This is a genomic window from Herbidospora galbida (assembly GCF_005233835.1).
GTDB lineage: Bacteria > Actinomycetota > Actinomycetes > Streptosporangiales > Streptosporangiaceae > Herbidospora > Herbidospora galbida.
On sequence record NZ_SZQA01000009.1, the window covers coordinates 146,646 to 163,507 of the forward strand.

The 16,862-nt window shown below is 72.7% G+C and carries 16 protein-coding genes; 12 read left to right on the top strand and 4 right to left on the bottom strand.

Annotated elements, in window-relative coordinates:
• Window positions 1-2: 2 nt before the first annotated feature.
• Genes FDA94_RS12320 through FDA94_RS12330 form a run of 3 tightly spaced genes read right to left on the bottom strand, consistent with a single transcriptional unit; the run spans window position 3 to window position 2,514 of the window.
• Window positions 3-770, bottom strand: a complete 768-nt coding sequence (locus tag FDA94_RS12320; RefSeq protein ID WP_137247195.1) for an SDR family NAD(P)-dependent oxidoreductase — start codon at window positions 768-770, stop codon at window positions 3-5.
• Between the two features lie 12 nt (window positions 771-782).
• On the bottom strand, window positions 783-1,697 hold the full coding sequence (locus tag FDA94_RS12325) for a sulfotransferase family protein (protein ID WP_137247196.1): 915 nt from the start codon (window positions 1,695-1,697) through the stop codon (window positions 783-785).
• Window positions 1,690-2,514 (bottom strand): family 3 encapsulin nanocompartment shell protein, encoded by an 825-nt coding sequence (locus FDA94_RS12330; RefSeq protein ID WP_212735298.1) that lies wholly within the window; start codon window positions 2,512-2,514, stop codon window positions 1,690-1,692. The genes FDA94_RS12325 and FDA94_RS12330 overlap by 8 nt, the downstream gene beginning before the upstream one ends.
• Before the next feature lie 224 nt (window positions 2,515-2,738).
• On the opposite strand from FDA94_RS12330, the gene FDA94_RS12335 reads away from it, so the two are divergent.
• From FDA94_RS12335 to FDA94_RS12365, 7 genes are read left to right on the top strand one after another with little or no spacing between them, the layout of a single operon-like run.
• Window positions 2,739-2,921 (top strand): lysine biosynthesis protein LysW, encoded by a 183-nt coding sequence (locus FDA94_RS12335; protein ID WP_232320225.1) that lies wholly within the window; start codon window positions 2,739-2,741, stop codon window positions 2,919-2,921.
• Window positions 2,921-3,769, top strand: a complete 849-nt coding sequence (locus FDA94_RS12340; RefSeq protein WP_137247197.1) for a RimK family alpha-L-glutamate ligase — start codon at window positions 2,921-2,923, stop codon at window positions 3,767-3,769. Before FDA94_RS12335 ends, FDA94_RS12340 begins: the two co-directional genes overlap by 1 nt.
• Window positions 3,766-4,800, top strand: a complete 1,035-nt coding sequence (gene argC / locus FDA94_RS12345; RefSeq protein WP_137247198.1) for an N-acetyl-gamma-glutamyl-phosphate reductase — start codon at window positions 3,766-3,768, stop codon at window positions 4,798-4,800. The genes FDA94_RS12340 and argC overlap by 4 nt, the downstream gene beginning before the upstream one ends.
• Before the next feature lie 8 nt (window positions 4,801-4,808).
• Window positions 4,809-5,639 (top strand): transketolase, encoded by an 831-nt coding sequence (locus FDA94_RS12350; RefSeq protein WP_137247199.1) that lies wholly within the window; start codon window positions 4,809-4,811, stop codon window positions 5,637-5,639.
• Complete coding sequence (locus FDA94_RS12355) at window positions 5,636-6,562, top strand: transketolase family protein (RefSeq protein ID WP_137247200.1); 927 nt, start codon at window positions 5,636-5,638, stop codon at window positions 6,560-6,562. Before FDA94_RS12350 ends, FDA94_RS12355 begins: the two co-directional genes overlap by 4 nt.
• The gene (locus FDA94_RS12360) at window positions 6,559-8,022 is read left to right on the top strand and encodes an AMP-binding protein (RefSeq protein WP_137247201.1); all 1,464 of its coding nucleotides are present in this window, start codon (window positions 6,559-6,561) and stop codon (window positions 8,020-8,022) included. Before FDA94_RS12355 ends, FDA94_RS12360 begins: the two co-directional genes overlap by 4 nt.
• On the top strand, window positions 8,019-9,158 hold the full coding sequence (locus tag FDA94_RS12365) for an acyl-CoA dehydrogenase family protein (protein WP_137247202.1): 1,140 nt from the start codon (window positions 8,019-8,021) through the stop codon (window positions 9,156-9,158). The genes FDA94_RS12360 and FDA94_RS12365 overlap by 4 nt, the downstream gene beginning before the upstream one ends.
• 14 nt (window positions 9,159-9,172) lie before the next feature.
• On the opposite strand, the gene FDA94_RS12370 is transcribed toward FDA94_RS12365, so the two are convergent.
• Entirely contained in the window at window positions 9,173-9,790 is a 618-nt protein-coding gene (locus tag FDA94_RS12370) for a CGNR zinc finger domain-containing protein (RefSeq protein WP_137247203.1), read from the bottom strand.
• Window positions 9,791-9,845: 55 nt separating this feature from the next.
• On the opposite strand from FDA94_RS12370, the gene FDA94_RS12375 reads away from it, so the two are divergent.
• The 5 genes from FDA94_RS12375 to FDA94_RS12395 all read left to right on the top strand — a co-directional run bounded on the left by FDA94_RS12375 (window position 9,846) and on the right by FDA94_RS12395 (window position 16,858).
• Entirely contained in the window at window positions 9,846-11,243 is a 1,398-nt protein-coding gene (locus FDA94_RS12375) for an MFS transporter (protein ID WP_137247204.1), read from the top strand.
• A 136-nt stretch (window positions 11,244-11,379) separates the two neighbouring features.
• On the top strand, window positions 11,380-12,582 hold the full coding sequence (locus tag FDA94_RS12380) for an FAD-dependent monooxygenase (protein ID WP_137247205.1): 1,203 nt from the start codon (window positions 11,380-11,382) through the stop codon (window positions 12,580-12,582).
• On the top strand, window positions 12,569-13,606 hold the full coding sequence (locus FDA94_RS12385; RefSeq protein ID WP_137247206.1) for a ketoacyl-ACP synthase III family protein: 1,038 nt from the start codon (window positions 12,569-12,571) through the stop codon (window positions 13,604-13,606). Before FDA94_RS12380 ends, FDA94_RS12385 begins: the two co-directional genes overlap by 14 nt.
• Window positions 13,594-14,664, top strand: coding sequence for a 3-deoxy-7-phosphoheptulonate synthase (locus FDA94_RS12390; RefSeq protein WP_137247207.1), 1,071 nt, complete (start codon window positions 13,594-13,596; stop codon window positions 14,662-14,664). Before FDA94_RS12385 ends, FDA94_RS12390 begins: the two co-directional genes overlap by 13 nt.
• Before the next feature lie 70 nt (window positions 14,665-14,734).
• On the top strand, window positions 14,735-16,858 hold the full coding sequence (locus FDA94_RS12395; protein WP_137247208.1) for a non-ribosomal peptide synthetase: 2,124 nt from the start codon (window positions 14,735-14,737) through the stop codon (window positions 16,856-16,858).
• Window positions 16,859-16,862 lie beyond the last annotated feature (4 nt).

Below are 16,862 nucleotides of genomic sequence, written 5' to 3' on the forward strand. Positions count from 1 at the left end.
ATTCACACTCCTCTGGTGTTGCCGCCGTCGGCCACGACGACCGTGCCGGTGACGTAGGCGGCCTGGTCGCTGGCGAGGAAGGCGGCCAGCGCGCCGAAGTCGTCGACGTCGCCGATCCGGCCCAGCGGGATCCGGCTCGCGACGGCGGCGAGTTCCTCCTCCACGGAGGCGCCGAACTGCTCGTCGAGGATCGGGGTGCGGTGGAAGCCGGGGGCCAGCACGTTCACCGTCACCCCGCTCGCGCCCAGCACCGAGACCAGGCCCTTCATGTAGCCGAGCAGCCCGAGCCGGGCCACCGACGACAGGCCGCTCTCGGGGTGCGGCTGCCGGACCGACTCGGAGGCGATCATCAGCAGGCGTCCCCAGCCGTCCTTCTTCACGTAGGGCAGGGCGGCCAGCGTCACGGCGATGTGCGGGATCAGGTTGGCGTCGATGGCGGCCCGGTAGTCGGCCACGCCGAACGCGTCGACGGGGCCGAACGGCACGCCGCCGGAGTTGGTCACCACGATGTCGATGCCGCCGAGCGTGGCGGCGGTGTCGCGGACCCAGGCGGCGGCGGCGTTCTCGTCGCACAGGTCGACCGGGACGCTCAGCACGTCGCCGTCGCCCATGGCGCTCACCTCGACGTGGGCGCGGGCGAGCTTGCCGGGGTCGCGGCCGCAGATGGCCACGCTGGCCCCCTCGGCGGCCAGGGCCTTGGCGACGCCCAGGCCGAGGCCGCTGCTGGAGCAGGCCACCAGGGCGACCCGCCCTTTCAGGCGCAGATCCATGGGATGTCCCCCTCAGGTCAGAATCGGGTAGCCGTAGCGGCCCAGCAGGGGCAGGGCCGGGGCCGTGGCGGCGGCGCGGGCGCGGGCGGAAAGGCCGGTGCGCCAGCGTTCGTCGGCGCGGATGCGCGCCGGGCCGGCCGACAGCCGGTCGGGGTTGCCGGTGACCGTGTGGTTCACGCCGAGCGTGACGTTGCCGTCGGCGTCGGCGGGCGGGGCGTCGTCCAGACCGGCGAACCGCAGCACCCGCGCGAGCGTGCCGCGCGGGTCGCGGCACAGGTCCTCGTGGCGGACCCGCAGGTAGCGGTCGGGGGCGGCGTGGCCGGACAGTTCGGAGGCCAGGTTGAAGCCGGTCCAGAAGCCGCTGCTGCGGGCCGGGCTCATCGGGTCGATGTAGTCCTTGGCCTTCGCGTAGGAGAACGCGGTGGCGCGCGGATCGCGCACCATGTGCAGCACCCGCACGTCGAGGTCGGCGCGGCCCAGCAGGGCCGCCGCCTCAGCCGGGAACTTCGAGCCGTCGACGACGAGCCGCTCGCCGCCGTGCGCGGCGAGCGTCCGGTAGATCCCGGCGGTACGCCCGACCGCCTCGGCCACCCCGGGCGCCGTCGCGACCCGGCCGGTCGACTCGGCGATCCGGTCGCGCGTGTGGCGGGTGCGCAGCAGCGCCCGCTGCTGGAGCGTCATCAGCCGGGCCTCGCCCAGCCGATCGCCACCGGTCGACGTGACGACCTTCGACCACAGGTCGCAGGCCGTGACGTCGGCGCCGCAGCCGCAGGTCGAGTTGGTGCCGGCCTTCAGGATGCCGTTCTGCCACAGGTAGTGCAGCTCGCCGGCGTGCAGCACGCCGGGCAGTTCGCCCAGCACGTTGCCGAGCATGGTGCTGCCGCTGCGCAGCCAGCCGGTGATGTAGAGGACGCGCGGCTCACCCATGCCACTTCACCGCCATCAGGTGCTGCGGCAGGTGCACCGCCAGCCCGATCCTGGACGTGGCCCGCACGGCCCCCGGCAGCAGTTCGATCGACGCGACGCCCGGCATGAGCAGCGTGCAGGCGGCCCGGAAGTCGCCCATGAGCAGGGTGTCCTTCGGCATCATCCGGGTGCGCGAGACGGTGATGCCGGCGTTCTGGAACCGCACCAGCAGGTCGTCGCGGACCATCTTCCAGTACGTCTCCGGGTGCGCCACCACGCCGTCGCACGACCCGCCGGTCTCCTCGATCTCCCCGGCGGCCCGGGTGACCGTGGTCGCCAGGTCGTCGTGGCTCTCGGCCGAGCGGCTGCCCGGCAGGCCCAGCAGTCCGGTGATCGCGCCGTCGGCGGTGCCGTGCAGCAGCGACTCGTTCTCGACGACGGACAGGCGTACCAGCACCCGGTAGTCCACGTACGCGGCGAGCAGCGCCGGGTCGGCGGCGACGCCGTCGGGCAGCGGCACCTCGACGGACAGGTCGGTCAGCGGCGCCTTCATCAGCCGGGGCGCGAACGCGGCCTCCGGGGTGGCGCCGTAGGCGGTGCCGGCCGCCCCGATCCGGCCCTTGGGCGGCTCGTGGACGTAGGACACCGACCCGTCGGCCACGTCGGCGGTCTTCAGCAGGTGGCGGACCGTGTAGCGCGGCCGGGACGCGAACAGGGGGAACGCGGCCGGCAGGTGCAGGCCGAACGGGACCTCACGGGCCCCCGCGGCCACCTCGGCGGCGAACCGCTCCCCCGGCGACGCTTCGTATGACGCTTCGTGCAGGGCTGTCGCTCGCATGAGCCCTCCTCAGGGATATACGACTCCAATAGAGCCTATGAATTCGGCGAATGAATTTCCGCACCAAATCGAGTAGCGCCGCTTATGCTCGGGGAATCACCTGTTTATATGGCCCCCGATAAGCGCGGGAATTCACTTCGATCGGCAAGCCTTATTGGCGGTTCGACGCCGATTCTGGTTACGGTTGAAACGCCGATATTTCCCCGACGACATAGGGACGAGCCATGCAGAAGGTTATGAACGCCCCCGAGTGTCCCGAGTGCGCGGCGCCGGTCTCCATCGACGCCGACGCCCGGGTGAGCGAGATCGTCGAATGCCTCGACTGCCGCAGTGAGCTGGAGATCTCCTCCGTCACGCCGCCGTCCCTCACCCTCGCCCCCGAGGTCGAAGAGGACTGGGGGGAGTAATGCGCTCCGACCACCGTCTCGCCGTGCTCGCGTCACGGGTGCGGTTCGAGGAGAAGCAGATCATGGCCGCGCTGGACCGGCGCGGCGCGACGTTCGTCCACCTCGATCCCCGTTCTCTGGTCGTGGCCGACGGCGTTTCCCGGAAGGATTTCGTGCTGAACCGCGAGGTCGGCCACTACCGGGCCCTCTACGCCGCGAGCGCGCTGGAGTCGGCGGGGGCGACGGTGCTGAACACCGCCGCCGCCACCCATGTCAGCGGCGACAAGTGGCTGACCACCGCGGCGCTCCTGGCCGCGGGCCTGCCGACCCCCCGCACCGCCCTGGCCATGACGCCCGAGGCGGCCGTCGACGCCCTCGACCAGATCGGCTACCCGGCGGTCGTCAAACCGCTGGTCGGCTCGTGGGGGCGCCTGGTCACCGCGATCCCCGACCGGCCCACCGCGACCGCCGTGCTCGAACACGTCGCGGCCCTGCCCTCGCCCCAGCAGCACGTCGTCTACGTGCAGGAACTCGTCGAGAAGGCCGACCGGGACATCCGGGTGCTGGTCGTCGGCGGGCAGGCGCTGGGCGCGACCTACCGGCGCGGCGACGAGTGGCGCACCAACGTTGCCCGGGGCGCCGTCTCGACCCGGTGCGAGCTGACCGACGTCCACGCGAAGCTCGCGGTCGCCGCCGCCGAGGCGGTGGGCGCCGAGATCGCCGGGGTCGACCTGCTCGAGGACGCCGACGGGCACCTGACCGTGCTGGAGGTCAACGACCGCGTGGAGTTCCGCGGCTTCCAGGACGCCCACGAGATCGACGTCGCCGACGTCGTGGCGTCTCACGTCCTAGGGAGGGCACGAGCATGATCCGATGCGCCGTCGTGGGAGGCGCCGGCTACATCGGCGGCGAACTCCTGCGCATCCTCACCGGGCACCCATCGGCCGACCTGGTGGCCACCACCTCACGGCGGCTGCGCGGCCGGCAGATCGACGGCGCCCACCCCAACCTGCGCGGCCGCACCCGGCTGGCCTTCGTCTCCGACGAGGAGCTCGACCAGGACGGCCCCTACGACGTGCTGTTCCTGGCCACGCCCCACCGCGAGACCATGCGGCGGATGCCCGAGTTCCTCGGGCTGGCCGCGACCGTGGTCGACCTGTCGGGCGACTTCCGGCTGCGCGACCCGGCGGTCTACGCCGACTACTACGGCGTCGACCACGCCGCGCCCGACCTCATCGGGAGCTTCACGACCGGCGTACCGGAGCTGCACCGCGAGGAACTCCAGGTCGCGAGCCGCATCAGCGTGCCCGGGTGCATGGCCAACGCCGGCATCCTGGCGCTGACCCCGCTGGCCGAGGCCGGGCTGATCCACGGCGTACTGACCGTGGACGCCCGCACCGGCTCCAGCGGCGCCGGCGCGACCGCCGGGGCCGAGAACCTGCACGCCGAACGCAGCGGCGCCCTCCGGGTGTTCGCGCCCACCCGGCACCGCCACGAGGCCGAGATCGCCCAGGCCACCGGCCTGCCGGTCCGGATGACGGCGACCGGCGTCGAGGCCGTGCGCGGGGTGCAGCTGCTCTGCAAGGCCCGGCTGGCCGAGGGCGCCGACGAGCGCGCGATCCGGTCGGCCTACCGCGACCGCTACGCCGACGAGCACTTCGTGCGGGTGGTCGCCCACCGGCGCGGCCTGCACCGGTTCCCGGACGCCAAGATCCTCTCCGGCTCCAACTTCTGCGACGTCGGCTTCGCCCTCGACGCCGGATCGACCACGGTCACCGTGATCGCGGCCCTCGACAACCTCGTCAAGGGCGGCGCCGGCAACGCCGTGCAGTGCATGAACATCCGCCACGGCCGCCCCGAGCGCGAGGGCCTGGAGTTCGTCGGCCTGCACCCGAACTAGGAGAACCGATGACCACCACCATCGACGCCCCGCCGGCGGCCGGGACGGCCGCCCGGATCAGGGAGCACGTCGTCAACCTGTGCGCCAGCCCCGAGGGCGGCCACCTGGGCGGCTCGATGTCGCTCGCGGAGATCCTCGCCACCCTGTACACGCGGGTGCTGCGGGTCGACCCCCTCGACCCGGCGCGCCCCGACCGGGACGTGCTGCTGCTCAGCAAGGGCCACGGCGGCCTGGCGCTCTACGCCGCGCTGACCGAGGCCGGGTTCTTCCCGGCCGACCGGCTCGACGAGTACGCCCGGCCCGGCAGCGAGTTCACGGCCCACCCCCACGCCGAGATCCCCGGCGTCGAGATGCCCTCGGGCTCGCTCGGCCACGGGCTCGCGCTGGCGGTCGGGTTCGCGCTGGGGTTCCGGCTCGACGGCGCCGACCGGCGCTGCTTCGTCGTCATGGGCGACGGCGAGCTCCAGGAGGGCTCGGTCTGGGAGGCCGCCTCGGTGGCCGCCGCCCAGCGGCTCGACAGCGTCGTCGCGATCGTCGACCGCAACCGGCTCCAGATCACCGGCGCGACCGAGACGATCGACGCGCTCGAACCGCTGGCCGATCGGTGGTCGGCCTTCGGCTGGACGGTACGCCAGGTCGACGGCCACTCCTGCGAGGAGCTGGAGGCCGCCCTCACCGAGGCGCCCGTGGACGGCCGTCCGACGGTCGTGATCGCCCACACCGTGAAGGGCAAGGGCATCCCGTTCGTCGAGGACCAGCCGCGCAGCCACTACGCCAAGCTCGGCGAACGCCAGCACGCCAAGGCCCTCGCCGCGCTGCGAAGGGGGGCCGCCTCATGACCGCCTCCTCACGCGAGGTCTACCGCGACGCCGTGCTCGACCTGCTCCCGCAGGACGAACGGCTGGTCTGCCTCGACTCCGACACCGGCCTGTTCGACGCGGCCGCCTTCCCCGAGCGCTACGTCAACCTCGGCATCGCCGAGCACACGCTGATGGGCGCGGCGGCCGGGCTGGCCAAGTCGGGCCGGATGCCGCTGGTCAACACGATGGCGGCGTTCGCGTCGTCGCGGGCCAACGAGGCCGTGAAGATCGACATCGCGCTCAACGACCTGCCGGTGCGGATCGCCGCGACCCACTCGGGCGTGTCCGCCGGCCACCTCGGGCCGACCCACCACGCGCTGGAGGACCTGGCCGTGATGCGGACCCTGCCCAACATGACCGTGGTCGTGCCGGCCGACGGCCCGCAGACCGGGACGCTGTTCCGGCAGTCGCTCCACGTCAGGGGCCCGGTCTACCTGCGGCTCGGCCGCAACGCGACCCCCGAGTTGCCCGACGCGCCGCCGGTCACGCTCGGCCTGGCCCAGGTGCTCAGAGACGGCCCCGACGTCACGCTCGCGGCCTGTGGGCCCTATCCCGTGCTGGCCGCGCTCGACGCCGCCGACGCGCTCGCCGAAGAGGGCGTCCGCGCGTCGGTGCTGAACGTGCACACCGTGAAGCCCCTCGACGTCGCCACGATCGCCGCGCACGCCGAACGCTCCGGCGTCGTCGTGACCGTCGAGGAGCACTGGCGAAACGCCGGGTTCGGCGCCGCCGTCGCCGAGTCGCTCGCCGAGATCGCGCCCAGCCTGGTGCTCCGGGTTGCGATGCCGGACGCGTTCGTCCCCGTCTCCGGTGGGCAGCGGTATCTGGCCGAACGCGGAGGCGTCACCTCGGCCGCGGTCGCCGCCAAGGCTCGTCTCGCGCTTCGGAGGGATCCGCGATGACCATCATGGACGACCTGCGCGGACATCCGCCCGGCAAGCTCGCCCTGGTCTGCCACCAGGACGGCGGGGCGGTGGAGCTGACGTACGGAGAGCTGCTCGACCGCGTCGACCGGATGGCCACGCTGCTGCGCCGGCTCGGCGTCGGCAGGGGCCAGGTGGTGACGTTGCAGCTGCCCAACTCGTGGCAGCTGGCCGCGCTGATCCTGGCGTGTCACCGGATCGGGGCGATCCCCGGGCCGGTGGTGCCGATCATGCGGCGGCGGGAGGTCCGGTTCATGTTGAACCTGACCGAGAGCCCGGTCTACGTCGCGCGCGCGGAGTTCCGCGGATTCTCGTACCGGGACATGATCGCCTCCGTGGACGCGCCGCACCTGCGCCACGCCCTGTTCGTCGACGACCTCGAACTGCCCCCGGCCGACCTCGACGGGGTCGAGGAGCCGGGTCCCGGCGATCCGGCGCAGGTGGCGTTCACCTCCGGCACGACCGGCGAGCCGAAGGGGGTCGTGCACACCCACGACACCCTCCGGGCGATGAACCGGGCGCAGGCCGAGGTGCTCCACCTGACCTCCGGCGTCGTCACGGCCATGGGGTCGCCGACGACGCACCAGGCCGGGTTCACCTGGAACCTGTTCATGCCGCTGCTGCTCGGCGGGACCGCCGTCCACGTCGAGTCGTGGGACGCCGACCGGATGCTCGACATCCTCCAGGAGCGCGGCGTGACCTTCTTCATGGGTGCCCCGACGTTCCTGTCCGACCTCATCGAGGCGCAGGCCGAGCGTCCGCGGGATCTGCGCAGGCTGGAGACCTTCGCGACCGGCAGCGCGCCGATCGCGCCCTACCTGGTCGAACGCGCCCGCGACGTACTCGGCTGCCGCCTCTACGCCCTGTGGGGCATGACCGAGAACGGCTGCGTCACCATCACCCGGCCGGAGGACCCGCCGATGCGGGCCGCCGAGAGCGACGGGACCGCCGTGCCCGGCATGGAGGTGCGGATCACCGCCGAGGGCCGGTTACAGGTCAGGGGCGCGTCGCAGTGCGCCGGCTACTTCCGGCGCGAGCACGTCTACCGGGCCTGTCTCACCGACGACGGCTGGTTCGACACCGGCGACCTGGCCCGCGACGACGGCCACGGCGGCATCCGGATCACCGGGCGCGCCAAGGACGTCATCATGCGCGGCGCCGAGAACATCCCGGTCGTCGAGGTCGAGGCGGCCCTGCTCCGGCACTCCTCCGTCCGGGACGTCGCGGTCGTCGGCTACCCCGACGAGCGGCTCGGCGAGCGGGCCTGCGCGGTGCTGGTGGCCTCCCCCGGCGTGACGCTCGACGATCTGCGCGTGCACCTGGCCGGGCTCGGGATGGCCAAGCAGTACTGGCCGGAACGGCTGGAACTGGTGCCGTCGCTGCCGCGCACGCCGTCCGGGAAGATCCAGAAATTCGCCCTGCGGGAGGGGCTGCGATGAACCTCGACTTCACACCGCAGCAGGAGACGCTGGCCAAACGGGTCCGCGAGTTCGCCGCCGACCGCGTCGCGCCCTTCCGGGCCGAGAGCGACCGGCGGGCCGAATACCGTCCGGGCCTGCTGGCCGAGATGGCCGCCGAAGGTCTGTTCGGCGTCCGCGTCCCCGAGGAGTTCGGCGGTCAGGCGCTCGACGCGGTCAGCGCCGGCATCGTGCTCGAAGAGCTCGCCGCGGCCGACCTGTCGGTCTGCTACCCGGTGCTCAACGCGGCACTGGTGGGCGGCGTGCTGGCCGCGAACGGCACCCCCGCCCAGCTGGCCCGCTGGCTTCCCGGGATCGCGGCCGGTACGTCGATCGTCGCCCTCGGCCTCACCGAGGCCGGCCACGGGACCGACGCGGCGGCCATCGAGACCGCCGGGGAGCACTTCGCCGACGGCTGGCGGCTGACGGGCGAGAAGACGTCCATCATGGCCACCGCCTACGCCACCCACGGGCTGCTGTTCGCCCGGACCGGCGCGGCCGGGGCCCGTGGCATCAGCGCCTTCTACACCCCGTTGCACGGCGTGCGCCGCGAGCTGCACACCGACCTGGGCTGCCGCTCGGGCGGCCGGGGCCGCTTCTCCCTCGACGGCCTGCGGGTCGCCGACGACGACCTCGTCGGCCGGCCGGGCGCCGGATTCGTGGAGGTGATGCGCGGCTTCGGGGTCTCCCGGGCGCTGATCTCCCTGATGGCCATCGCCGTGGGGCAGGCCGCCCTGGACGAGGCCATGGCCTACGCCGGACGGCGCGAGGCCTTCGGCCGGCCCATCGGGAAATTCCAGTCGGTCGCGTTCCCCCTGGTCGAACACGCGACCATGCTGCACGCGGCGCGCCTGGTCTCCTACGAGGCCCTGGCCGCCGCCGACGCCGGCCGCGATCCTCGGTTACCCGCGAACATGGCGAAGTGGTGGGCCCCCAAGGCCGCCATGGAGGCCGTCCACCAGTCGCTTCTCACGATGGGCCACGTCGGCTGGTCGGAGGACGGGCCGGTGGCCCAGCGCCTCAGAGACGTCATCGGCCTGCAACTCGCCGACGGCACCGCCGCCGCGACCAAGCTGGTCGTCGCACGCCACCTGCTGGGACGGGAGGCGGCACCATGACCTGCGAGATCGCCTCAGGCTCGGACCGGTTCCGCATCGGCGCCATCGCCCACGCGGACGGCGGATCCGCCGGGTGCCGCGTTGGCCGGCCCGGCGGCCGTGCCCCGGCGGTAGGTGCGCATCTTCGCGCGGGCGCCGCAGACGGCCATCGAGCACCAGCGGCTGCCCCGGTTGCGGGAGCGGTCGTAGAAGGCCCATTCGCAGCGGTGCTCCCGGCAGGCCTTGAGCCGCGACCACGAGCCGTCGGCCACGGCGGCGGCGACCGCGCCGAGCAGCGTGGCGAACACGCCGCGCAGGTCGGACTGGACCGGGCGCAGGCCGAGAGTCTCGCCCGACAGGACCAAGGGGCAGTCGCGCGCGACGTGGCCGATCGTCAGCCGGGCCTCGGGGTCGGGGGCGGCGCCGTTGTTCTCGCGGAGCACGGCGCGCAGCGCCTCCCGCAGGGTGACGGCGTCGCGCCGGTCGAGCTCGGCCACCTCCAGCGTGAAGCCGTGGCGGGCCAGCCAGCGCTCGACCCCCTCGGCCGTCGCGAACTCGTCGGGCCCGAACTCCACGTTGACGCTGTTCACGAACGACTGAACGAGCGCCAGCGGGCCCGGCGCGATCTCCCTGTCTCCCGGCTGACCTTTCATGCTTACCAGTAAACGAGTTTCACTGGTAACAAATCAAGTATGAGGAGGAAATCCCATGTTCCAGGAGAACCGCAAGCCGGCCCTGGCACTGCTGTGCATGGCCCAGTTCGTGCTGGTCCTGGACTTCGCGATCGTCAACGTCGCACTGCCCTCCATCCAGCGTGACCTCGGCTTCACCGACAGCGCCCTGCAGTGGGTCGTCGGCGCGTACGCGTTGTTCTTCGGCGGGTTCCTGCTGATCGGCGGGCGGCTCGGCGACATCGTGGGACGCAAGAGGATGTTCGTCGGCGGGCTGGCCGTCTTCACGGCGGCCTCCCTGGTGGGCGGGCTCGCGACCGAGCCGATCGTGCTCGTCGTCGCCCGCGCGCTGCAGGGCCTCTCGGCGGCGGCCGTGTCGCCGGCCGTGCTGGCGCTGATCGCGGCGGGCTACCCCGAAGGGAAGGAACGCGCGAAGGCCATGGGCATCTTCGGCGCGGTCGCCTCGGCCGGGTTCACCGGCGGGGTGCTCTTCGGCGGCATCCTCACCGAGCTGTTCGGCTGGCGGGCGGTCATGTTCGTGAACGTCCCGGTCGGCGTCGCGCTGGTGCTCCGGGCGGTCAAGCGCCTGGACGCCGACCACGTCACCCACCGCACCCAGCGGATCGACGTCCCCGGCGCCATCCTGGTCACGGCCGGCATGTGCGCGCTGACCTACGCCCTCACCACCGCCACCGACCATGGCTGGTCGGCCCCCGGCGTCGTCTACCCGTTGATCGGGGCGGCGGTGCTGCTGGTCGCGTTCTTCGTTCTCCAGACCCGGTCGCGCAACCCGCTGGTGCCGCTGTCGATCTTCAAGATCCGCGGCGTGGTCGCGGGCGACTCGATCGCGTTCCTGTCGGGCGGCGTCATGTCGATCTCGACGTACTTCCTGACCCTCTACATGCAGCACGGCCTCGGTTACTCCGCCATCCAGACCGGCGTCGCGTTCTTCCCGCAGGCGGTCGTCACCGTGCTATCGGCCAAGTTCGTGGCCGACCTGACCGGGCGGGTCGGGCCCCGGCCGGTGCTCATCGGCGGCGCGGCGTTCCTGACCGCCGGTTCGGCCTGGCTGCTCACGGTGCCCGTGGGCGGGAGCTATTGGCTGCACGTGCTGCCCGGCGGCGTCCTGATCGGGCTCGGCGTCACCGTCATGATGATCTCCACCGCGGTGGCCGCCACGACCGGGGTGGACGGGCCGAGAATGGGCCTGGCCAGCGGCCTCTACAACTCGCTGCGCCAACTCGGCGTCGGGCTGCTGCTGGCCGTCGCGGTGACGGCGGCGGTGCCGACCACCGACCCGCAGAACATCGGCAGCTACCACGTCGCGTTCGGGATCAGCACGGTCCTGTCGGTGCTGATCGCGCTGATCGCGGCGGCCGTGCTGCCGTCAGGGAAGCCCGCGCCGGCCAAGCACAAGGAAAAGGTCGACGCCTGAGAAAAGCACGGAAAGGCCGGTCTCCTTTATCGGGAGGCCGGCCCTTTTTATTGCATAACAAGCGCTAATCGAGACGCCATTGTTCGGCCGTAGTTACCGCCATAGCGTGGTAAGCGGTAACAGCGAAAGGACGGACATGGCGAACACACTGATCGCCGGCGGCGGGATCGGCGGCCTGGCGGCCGCGCTCTCGATCGCCCGAGAGGGCAATCGCGTGACCGTGCTCGAACGCGGTGACCGGTTCGCCGAACTCGGCGCCGGGATCCAGCTCGCGCCCAACGCGTTCCGCGCCCTCGACCTGCTCGGCGTGGGCGACCGGGTGCGCGACCGCGCGGTCTTCATCGACGAACTGCGCTTCATGGACGGCACCACGGGCGACCGCGTCGCCGGGCTGCCCCTCACCGGCGCCTACCGGGAGCGCTTCGGCAACCCCTACGCCGTCGTCTCAAGGGGCGACCTCTACCAGCCGCTGCTGGACGCCTGCCGCGCCGACGGCCGCATCGAGCTCCTGCCGGGCCACACGGTCACCGGCTACACGCAGAGCGCCGCCGAGGTCGCCGCCGAGGTCGTCGTGACCGGCCGGGCCGCCGACGGCGTCACGGCGACGAGCTTCGAGGCCGACTACCTGATCGGCGCCGACGGCATCCGCTCGGCGGTCCGGGCCCAGCTCGTCGGCGACGGCCGCCCCCGGGTCTCCGGCCACACGATCTACCGGTCGGTCATCCCGATGGACCGGGTCCCCGCCGAACTGCGGTGGAACGTCGTCACCCTGTGGGCCGGGCCCAAGTGGCACTTCGTGCACTATCCGATCGGCGGCGGCGCGTTCCTCAACCTGGCCGCCACCCGCGACGACGGAGCCGCCCGGGAGGTCGCGGGCGAGCCGGTCGCGCGAGACCGCGTACGGAAGGAGTTCCCCGGTCTGAGCGACACGGCCAGAGCTCTGCTGGAGCTCGGCGACGAGTGGCGGACCTGGGTGCTCTGCGACCGCGACCCCGTCGCGAACTGGGTCGACGGCCGGGTGGCCCTGCTGGGCGACGCGGCCCATCCCATGCTCCAGTACGCCGCCCAGGGCGCCTGCACGGCCCTGGAGGACGCGGTCGTCATCGGCGGGGTCTTCCCCGACCTCGACACCTACGCCGGGCTGCGGCGGGAGCGCACCGCGAGGGCGACGCTGACCGCCCGATGGCTCGGCGAGCACCTCTACCACCCGGCGGGCGAGGCCGCCCGCGACCGGAACGCCACGCTGGCCGCGCTGTCCGGCACGGACCTGCACGACCACGTGGCCTGGTTACACGCCTTCGATCTAGCAGAAAGGATCCCGAGCGATGCGGTTCGATGACATCTGGGTCGCCGGAACCGGCGGCACGCTCGGCGAACGGGTGCCGGTCGAGCGGGCCGTCGCCTCCGGCGACTACTCGGCCGACGCCGCGAAGAGCACCGGGCAGGTCTCGGTCGCCATGTCGCGGCAGGCCCCGCCCGAGATGGCGGTCGCCGCCGGGCGCCGCGCGGTCAAGTCGGCCGAGGACGGCGGCGCGCACGTCGGCCCCGACACCCTCTACCTGCACAGCCACAGCCACTTCCAGGGCGTCGACATGTGGCCGGCCGCCTGCTGGATCGCCGGGGAGCTCCTCGGCACCGAGCTGCGCGGCATGCCGATGTCGGTCCAGGCGGCCTCCAACGGGTCCCTGGGCAGCCTGGAGATCGCGGCCACCATGCTCACGGCCCGGCCCGAGACCCCCTCGGCGCTGATCACCGTCGCCGACCGGTTCGCGCCGCCCGCCGACCGGTGGTACCTGTCGCCCGGCATGGTGTTCGGCGACGGGGCCGCCGCGGCCGTGCTGACGCGCGGAAGCGGGCAGCTCCGGCTCCGCAGCCTGGTGTCGGAGACCGACGCCACGCTCGAGGGACTGTCGCGGGGGGACGAACCGTTCCGCACCGCGCCCCAGCCGGGAGCCGACATGCGCGGCCGGACCCGCGCGTTCCTCGCCCACGGCGGCCTCTCGCTGAAGGACGTGCGGCGGCGGTCGGCCGAGCGCACCCACAGCGTCGTCACCCGGGCGCTCGACGAGGCCGGCAAGAGCCTCGACGAGGTCGACTGGTTCGTCACCCCCTTCGTGGGGCGGGCCCTCCACCACGACAGCTTCATCCGCCCGTTCGACGGCCACACGCCCAGGAACACCCTGCTCGACCTGGGCCTGACCACCGGGCATCTCGGCCCGGCCGACGGCCTCTACGCGCTGCACCATCTGATCCGCGACGACCTGCTCGCGCCCGGAGCCACGGTGCTGGTGCTCGGCACCGGCATGGGCTTCACCTTCTCCGCGGCAGTGCTTACCAGGGAGGACACGCCATGCGTCCGGTGAACGCCCGCATCTCCGCGGTCGAGCCGCTGCTCACCCCGGCCGAACTGCGCGCCGAGGTCCCGGTGACCGACCTGGCCGCCCGCACCCTGCGCAAGGGCCGCGAGGAGGTCGCCCGGGTGCTCGACGGCACCGACGACCGCCTGCTGGTCGTGACGGGCCCGTGCTCGGTGCACGACCCGGCCGCCGCGCTCACCTACGCCGAGCGCCTGGCTCACCTGGCCGAGGAGGTGTCCGACACGCTGCTGCTCGTCATGCGGGTCTACGTGGAGAAGCCCCGCACCCGGCTGGGCTGGAAGGGCCTGGTCAGCGACCCGCACCTCGACGGCAGCGACGACGTCAACGAAGGACTCCGGCTCTCGCGCGAGCTGCTGACGAAGGTGCTGGAACTCGGCCTGCCCACCGGATGCGAGTTCCTCGACCCGACCGTGGCCCGCTACCTGTCCGACGCGGTCTGCTGGGGCGCGATCGGCGCCCGGACCGTGCAGAGCCAGACGCACCGGCAGCTGACCAGCGGCCTGGCGATGCCGGTCGGCATGAAGAACACCACCACCGGCGCGGTCGGCGACGCCATCGACGCGATCGTCTGCGCCTCCCACGGCCACGTGTTCCCCGGCATCGACGACGACGGCCTCGCCTCGGTCATCCAGACCAGCGGCAACCCCGACTGCCACGTCGTGCTGCGCGGCGGCGCGTCCGGGCCGAACTACGGGCCGCTCGACGTCGCCCGCGCGCTCGACGCCCTCGGCGGCGCCGGCCTGCCGCGCCGGCTCGTCATCGACGCCAGCCACGGCAACAGCGGCAAGGACCACGAACGCCAGCCCGTCGTCGTCGCCGACGTCGCCCGCCGCATCGCCGCGGGTGAACGCGGCATCGCCGGGCTGATGGTCGAGAGCTTCCTGGCCTCCGGCCGGCAGGAGCTCGTCCTCGGCGAACCGGGCCGTCTGGTCTTCGGCCAGAGCGTCACCGACGCCTGCGTCGGCTGGGACCGCACGACCCGCATGGTCGCCCAGCTCGCCGACGCCGTCACCGCCGGCCGCGCTACGACGGTTGCCGCCTGAAGCGAGACGCGGACGGCCGAAGGCCGGCCGTGGCTCGCGCTGTGAATCTGCCCAACAGACAGGACTGATCATGGAAACCGCACCGCCTTTTGAAACGACACTGCCCCTGGCCCGTCCCGGCGGTGACCCGGCCGTCACGCACGAGCGCCGGGTCGAGGCCCCGGGCCGCGCCCTCGTCGCGCTGCTGCACCGCTACACCGGCGAGACCGAGATCGCCGGCTCCCACGTCACGGGCGACATGACCGTCGGCGAGATCGCCGCGGACCTGCCGATCACGATCGGCCCGCTGTCGTTCGACGGGACCACTCTGCGGATGCGGGGCTCCGACTTCGACGCCGACGCCGCCGACCAGTACGCCGCCCACCTGGCCCGCTGCACCGACCCTTCGGCGACGGTCCGCGACATGGAGATCCTCACCGCCGAGGAGACCGAGCGCATGCTCGTCGCCTGGAACCAGACCGATGAGCCGGTCCCGGCGCCCTACTTCCACGAACGCGTCGCCGAGATCGCCGAGGCCACCCCGGACGCCCCGGCCGTCGTCTGGCCGGGCGGCACGATCACCTTCCGGGAGCTCGACGCCGACGCCAACCGGCTCGCGAACCGCCTGACCAGGCTCGGCGTGCGGCGCGGCGACCGGGTCGGCACCTGCTTCCCGCGCGGGCCCGAGAGCCTGATCGCCCAGCTGGCCTGCTTCAAGACCGGCGCGGCGGCGATCCTGCTCGACCCCGACTTCCCCGCCGACCGGGTCCAGTTCATGATCGTGGACGGCGAGGCGAAGCTGACCCTGACCATGGACGCCCACCGCGACATGGTCACCGGTCATGTGGTCACCCTCGACGGCGACGACTGGCGGCTGGAGCCCCCGGCCCCGATCAACTCGGTCGTCGGCCCCGACGACCTGATCCACATCTGCTACACCTCCGGCTCGACCGGCAAGCCGAAGGCCGTCATGGTCCGCCACGGCGCGGCCCGGAACCTGATCTACTCCATGCGCACCATCTGCGGCGTCACCCCGTCGTCGCGGGGCACCTGGCTGGCCGCGCCCGGCTACGGCATGGTCGAGGTCGAGTGCTTCTCGGTGCTGGCCGCCGGGGCCCCCGTCCACATCCCCGAGCCGTCGGTCGTGACCAGCCCCGAGTGGCTGCGCGACTGGCTCGTCGGCAGCCGGATCACCCACACGCTGCTCATGAAGGCCATGTGCGAGCGCCTGTGGAGCCTGGACTGGCCGGCCGAGACCGCCCTGCGGAACATCCGCATCTGCGGCGAGCGGGTCCAGTCGTGGCCGCTCGACCTGCCCTTCCACGTCTTCAACCTCTACGGCTCCGCCGAGGCCACCGTCGTGGCGACCTGCGACATCACCGAACTGGGGCAGCAGCTCGGCGAGCGCGAGCGGGCCAGGCGCCTGCCGCCCATCGGCCGCCCGACCCCGAACGTCCGGACCTACGTCCTGGACGAGTCGCTGAAGCCGGTCCCGCCGGGCGTGGTCGGCGAGCTGTGCGTGGCCGGGGAGAGCCTGTCGTCCGGCTACCTGAACCGGCCCGAGGCGACCGCCGAGAAGTGGGTCTCCCACGAGGTGGGCACCCTCTACCGGACCGGCGACCTGGCCCGGTTCTGGACCGACGGCAGCATCGAGATCGTCGGCCGGACCGACAACCAGGTGAAGGTGCGCGGCAACCGGGTGCACCTCGGCGAGATCGAGGTCGTCATCGCCGCCCAGCCCGGGGTCGGCCAGGCGGCCGTGCTGGCCAAGAAGGACGCGTCCGGCGACACCCGCCTGGTCGCCTACGTCGAGGGCGACCCCTCGATCCGCGACCTGCGGCGGACCCTGGCGAAGCTGCTCCCCTCGTTCATGGTCCCCTCGGCCTACGTCGTCGGCCGGTTCCCGCTGACGACCAACGGCAAGATCGACCGCAACGCGCTGCCCGAGCCGCCCAAGGAGCGCCCCGACGTCGACAGCCCCTACGAGGAGCCGCGCACCGACGTCGAGCACACGCTGCGCGAGATGTGGTCGACCACGCTCGACCTCGACGGCATCGGCGTGAAGGACAACTTCTTCGACCTGGGCGGCGACTCGATGCGCGCCGCCGCGCTGACCGACCGCATCAGGGCCAGGTTCGCCACGGACGCCGACATCGACGACCTCTTCGACGACCCGACGATCGAGCGCATGGCCGTGGCCATCGCCGCGAAATGAGGAC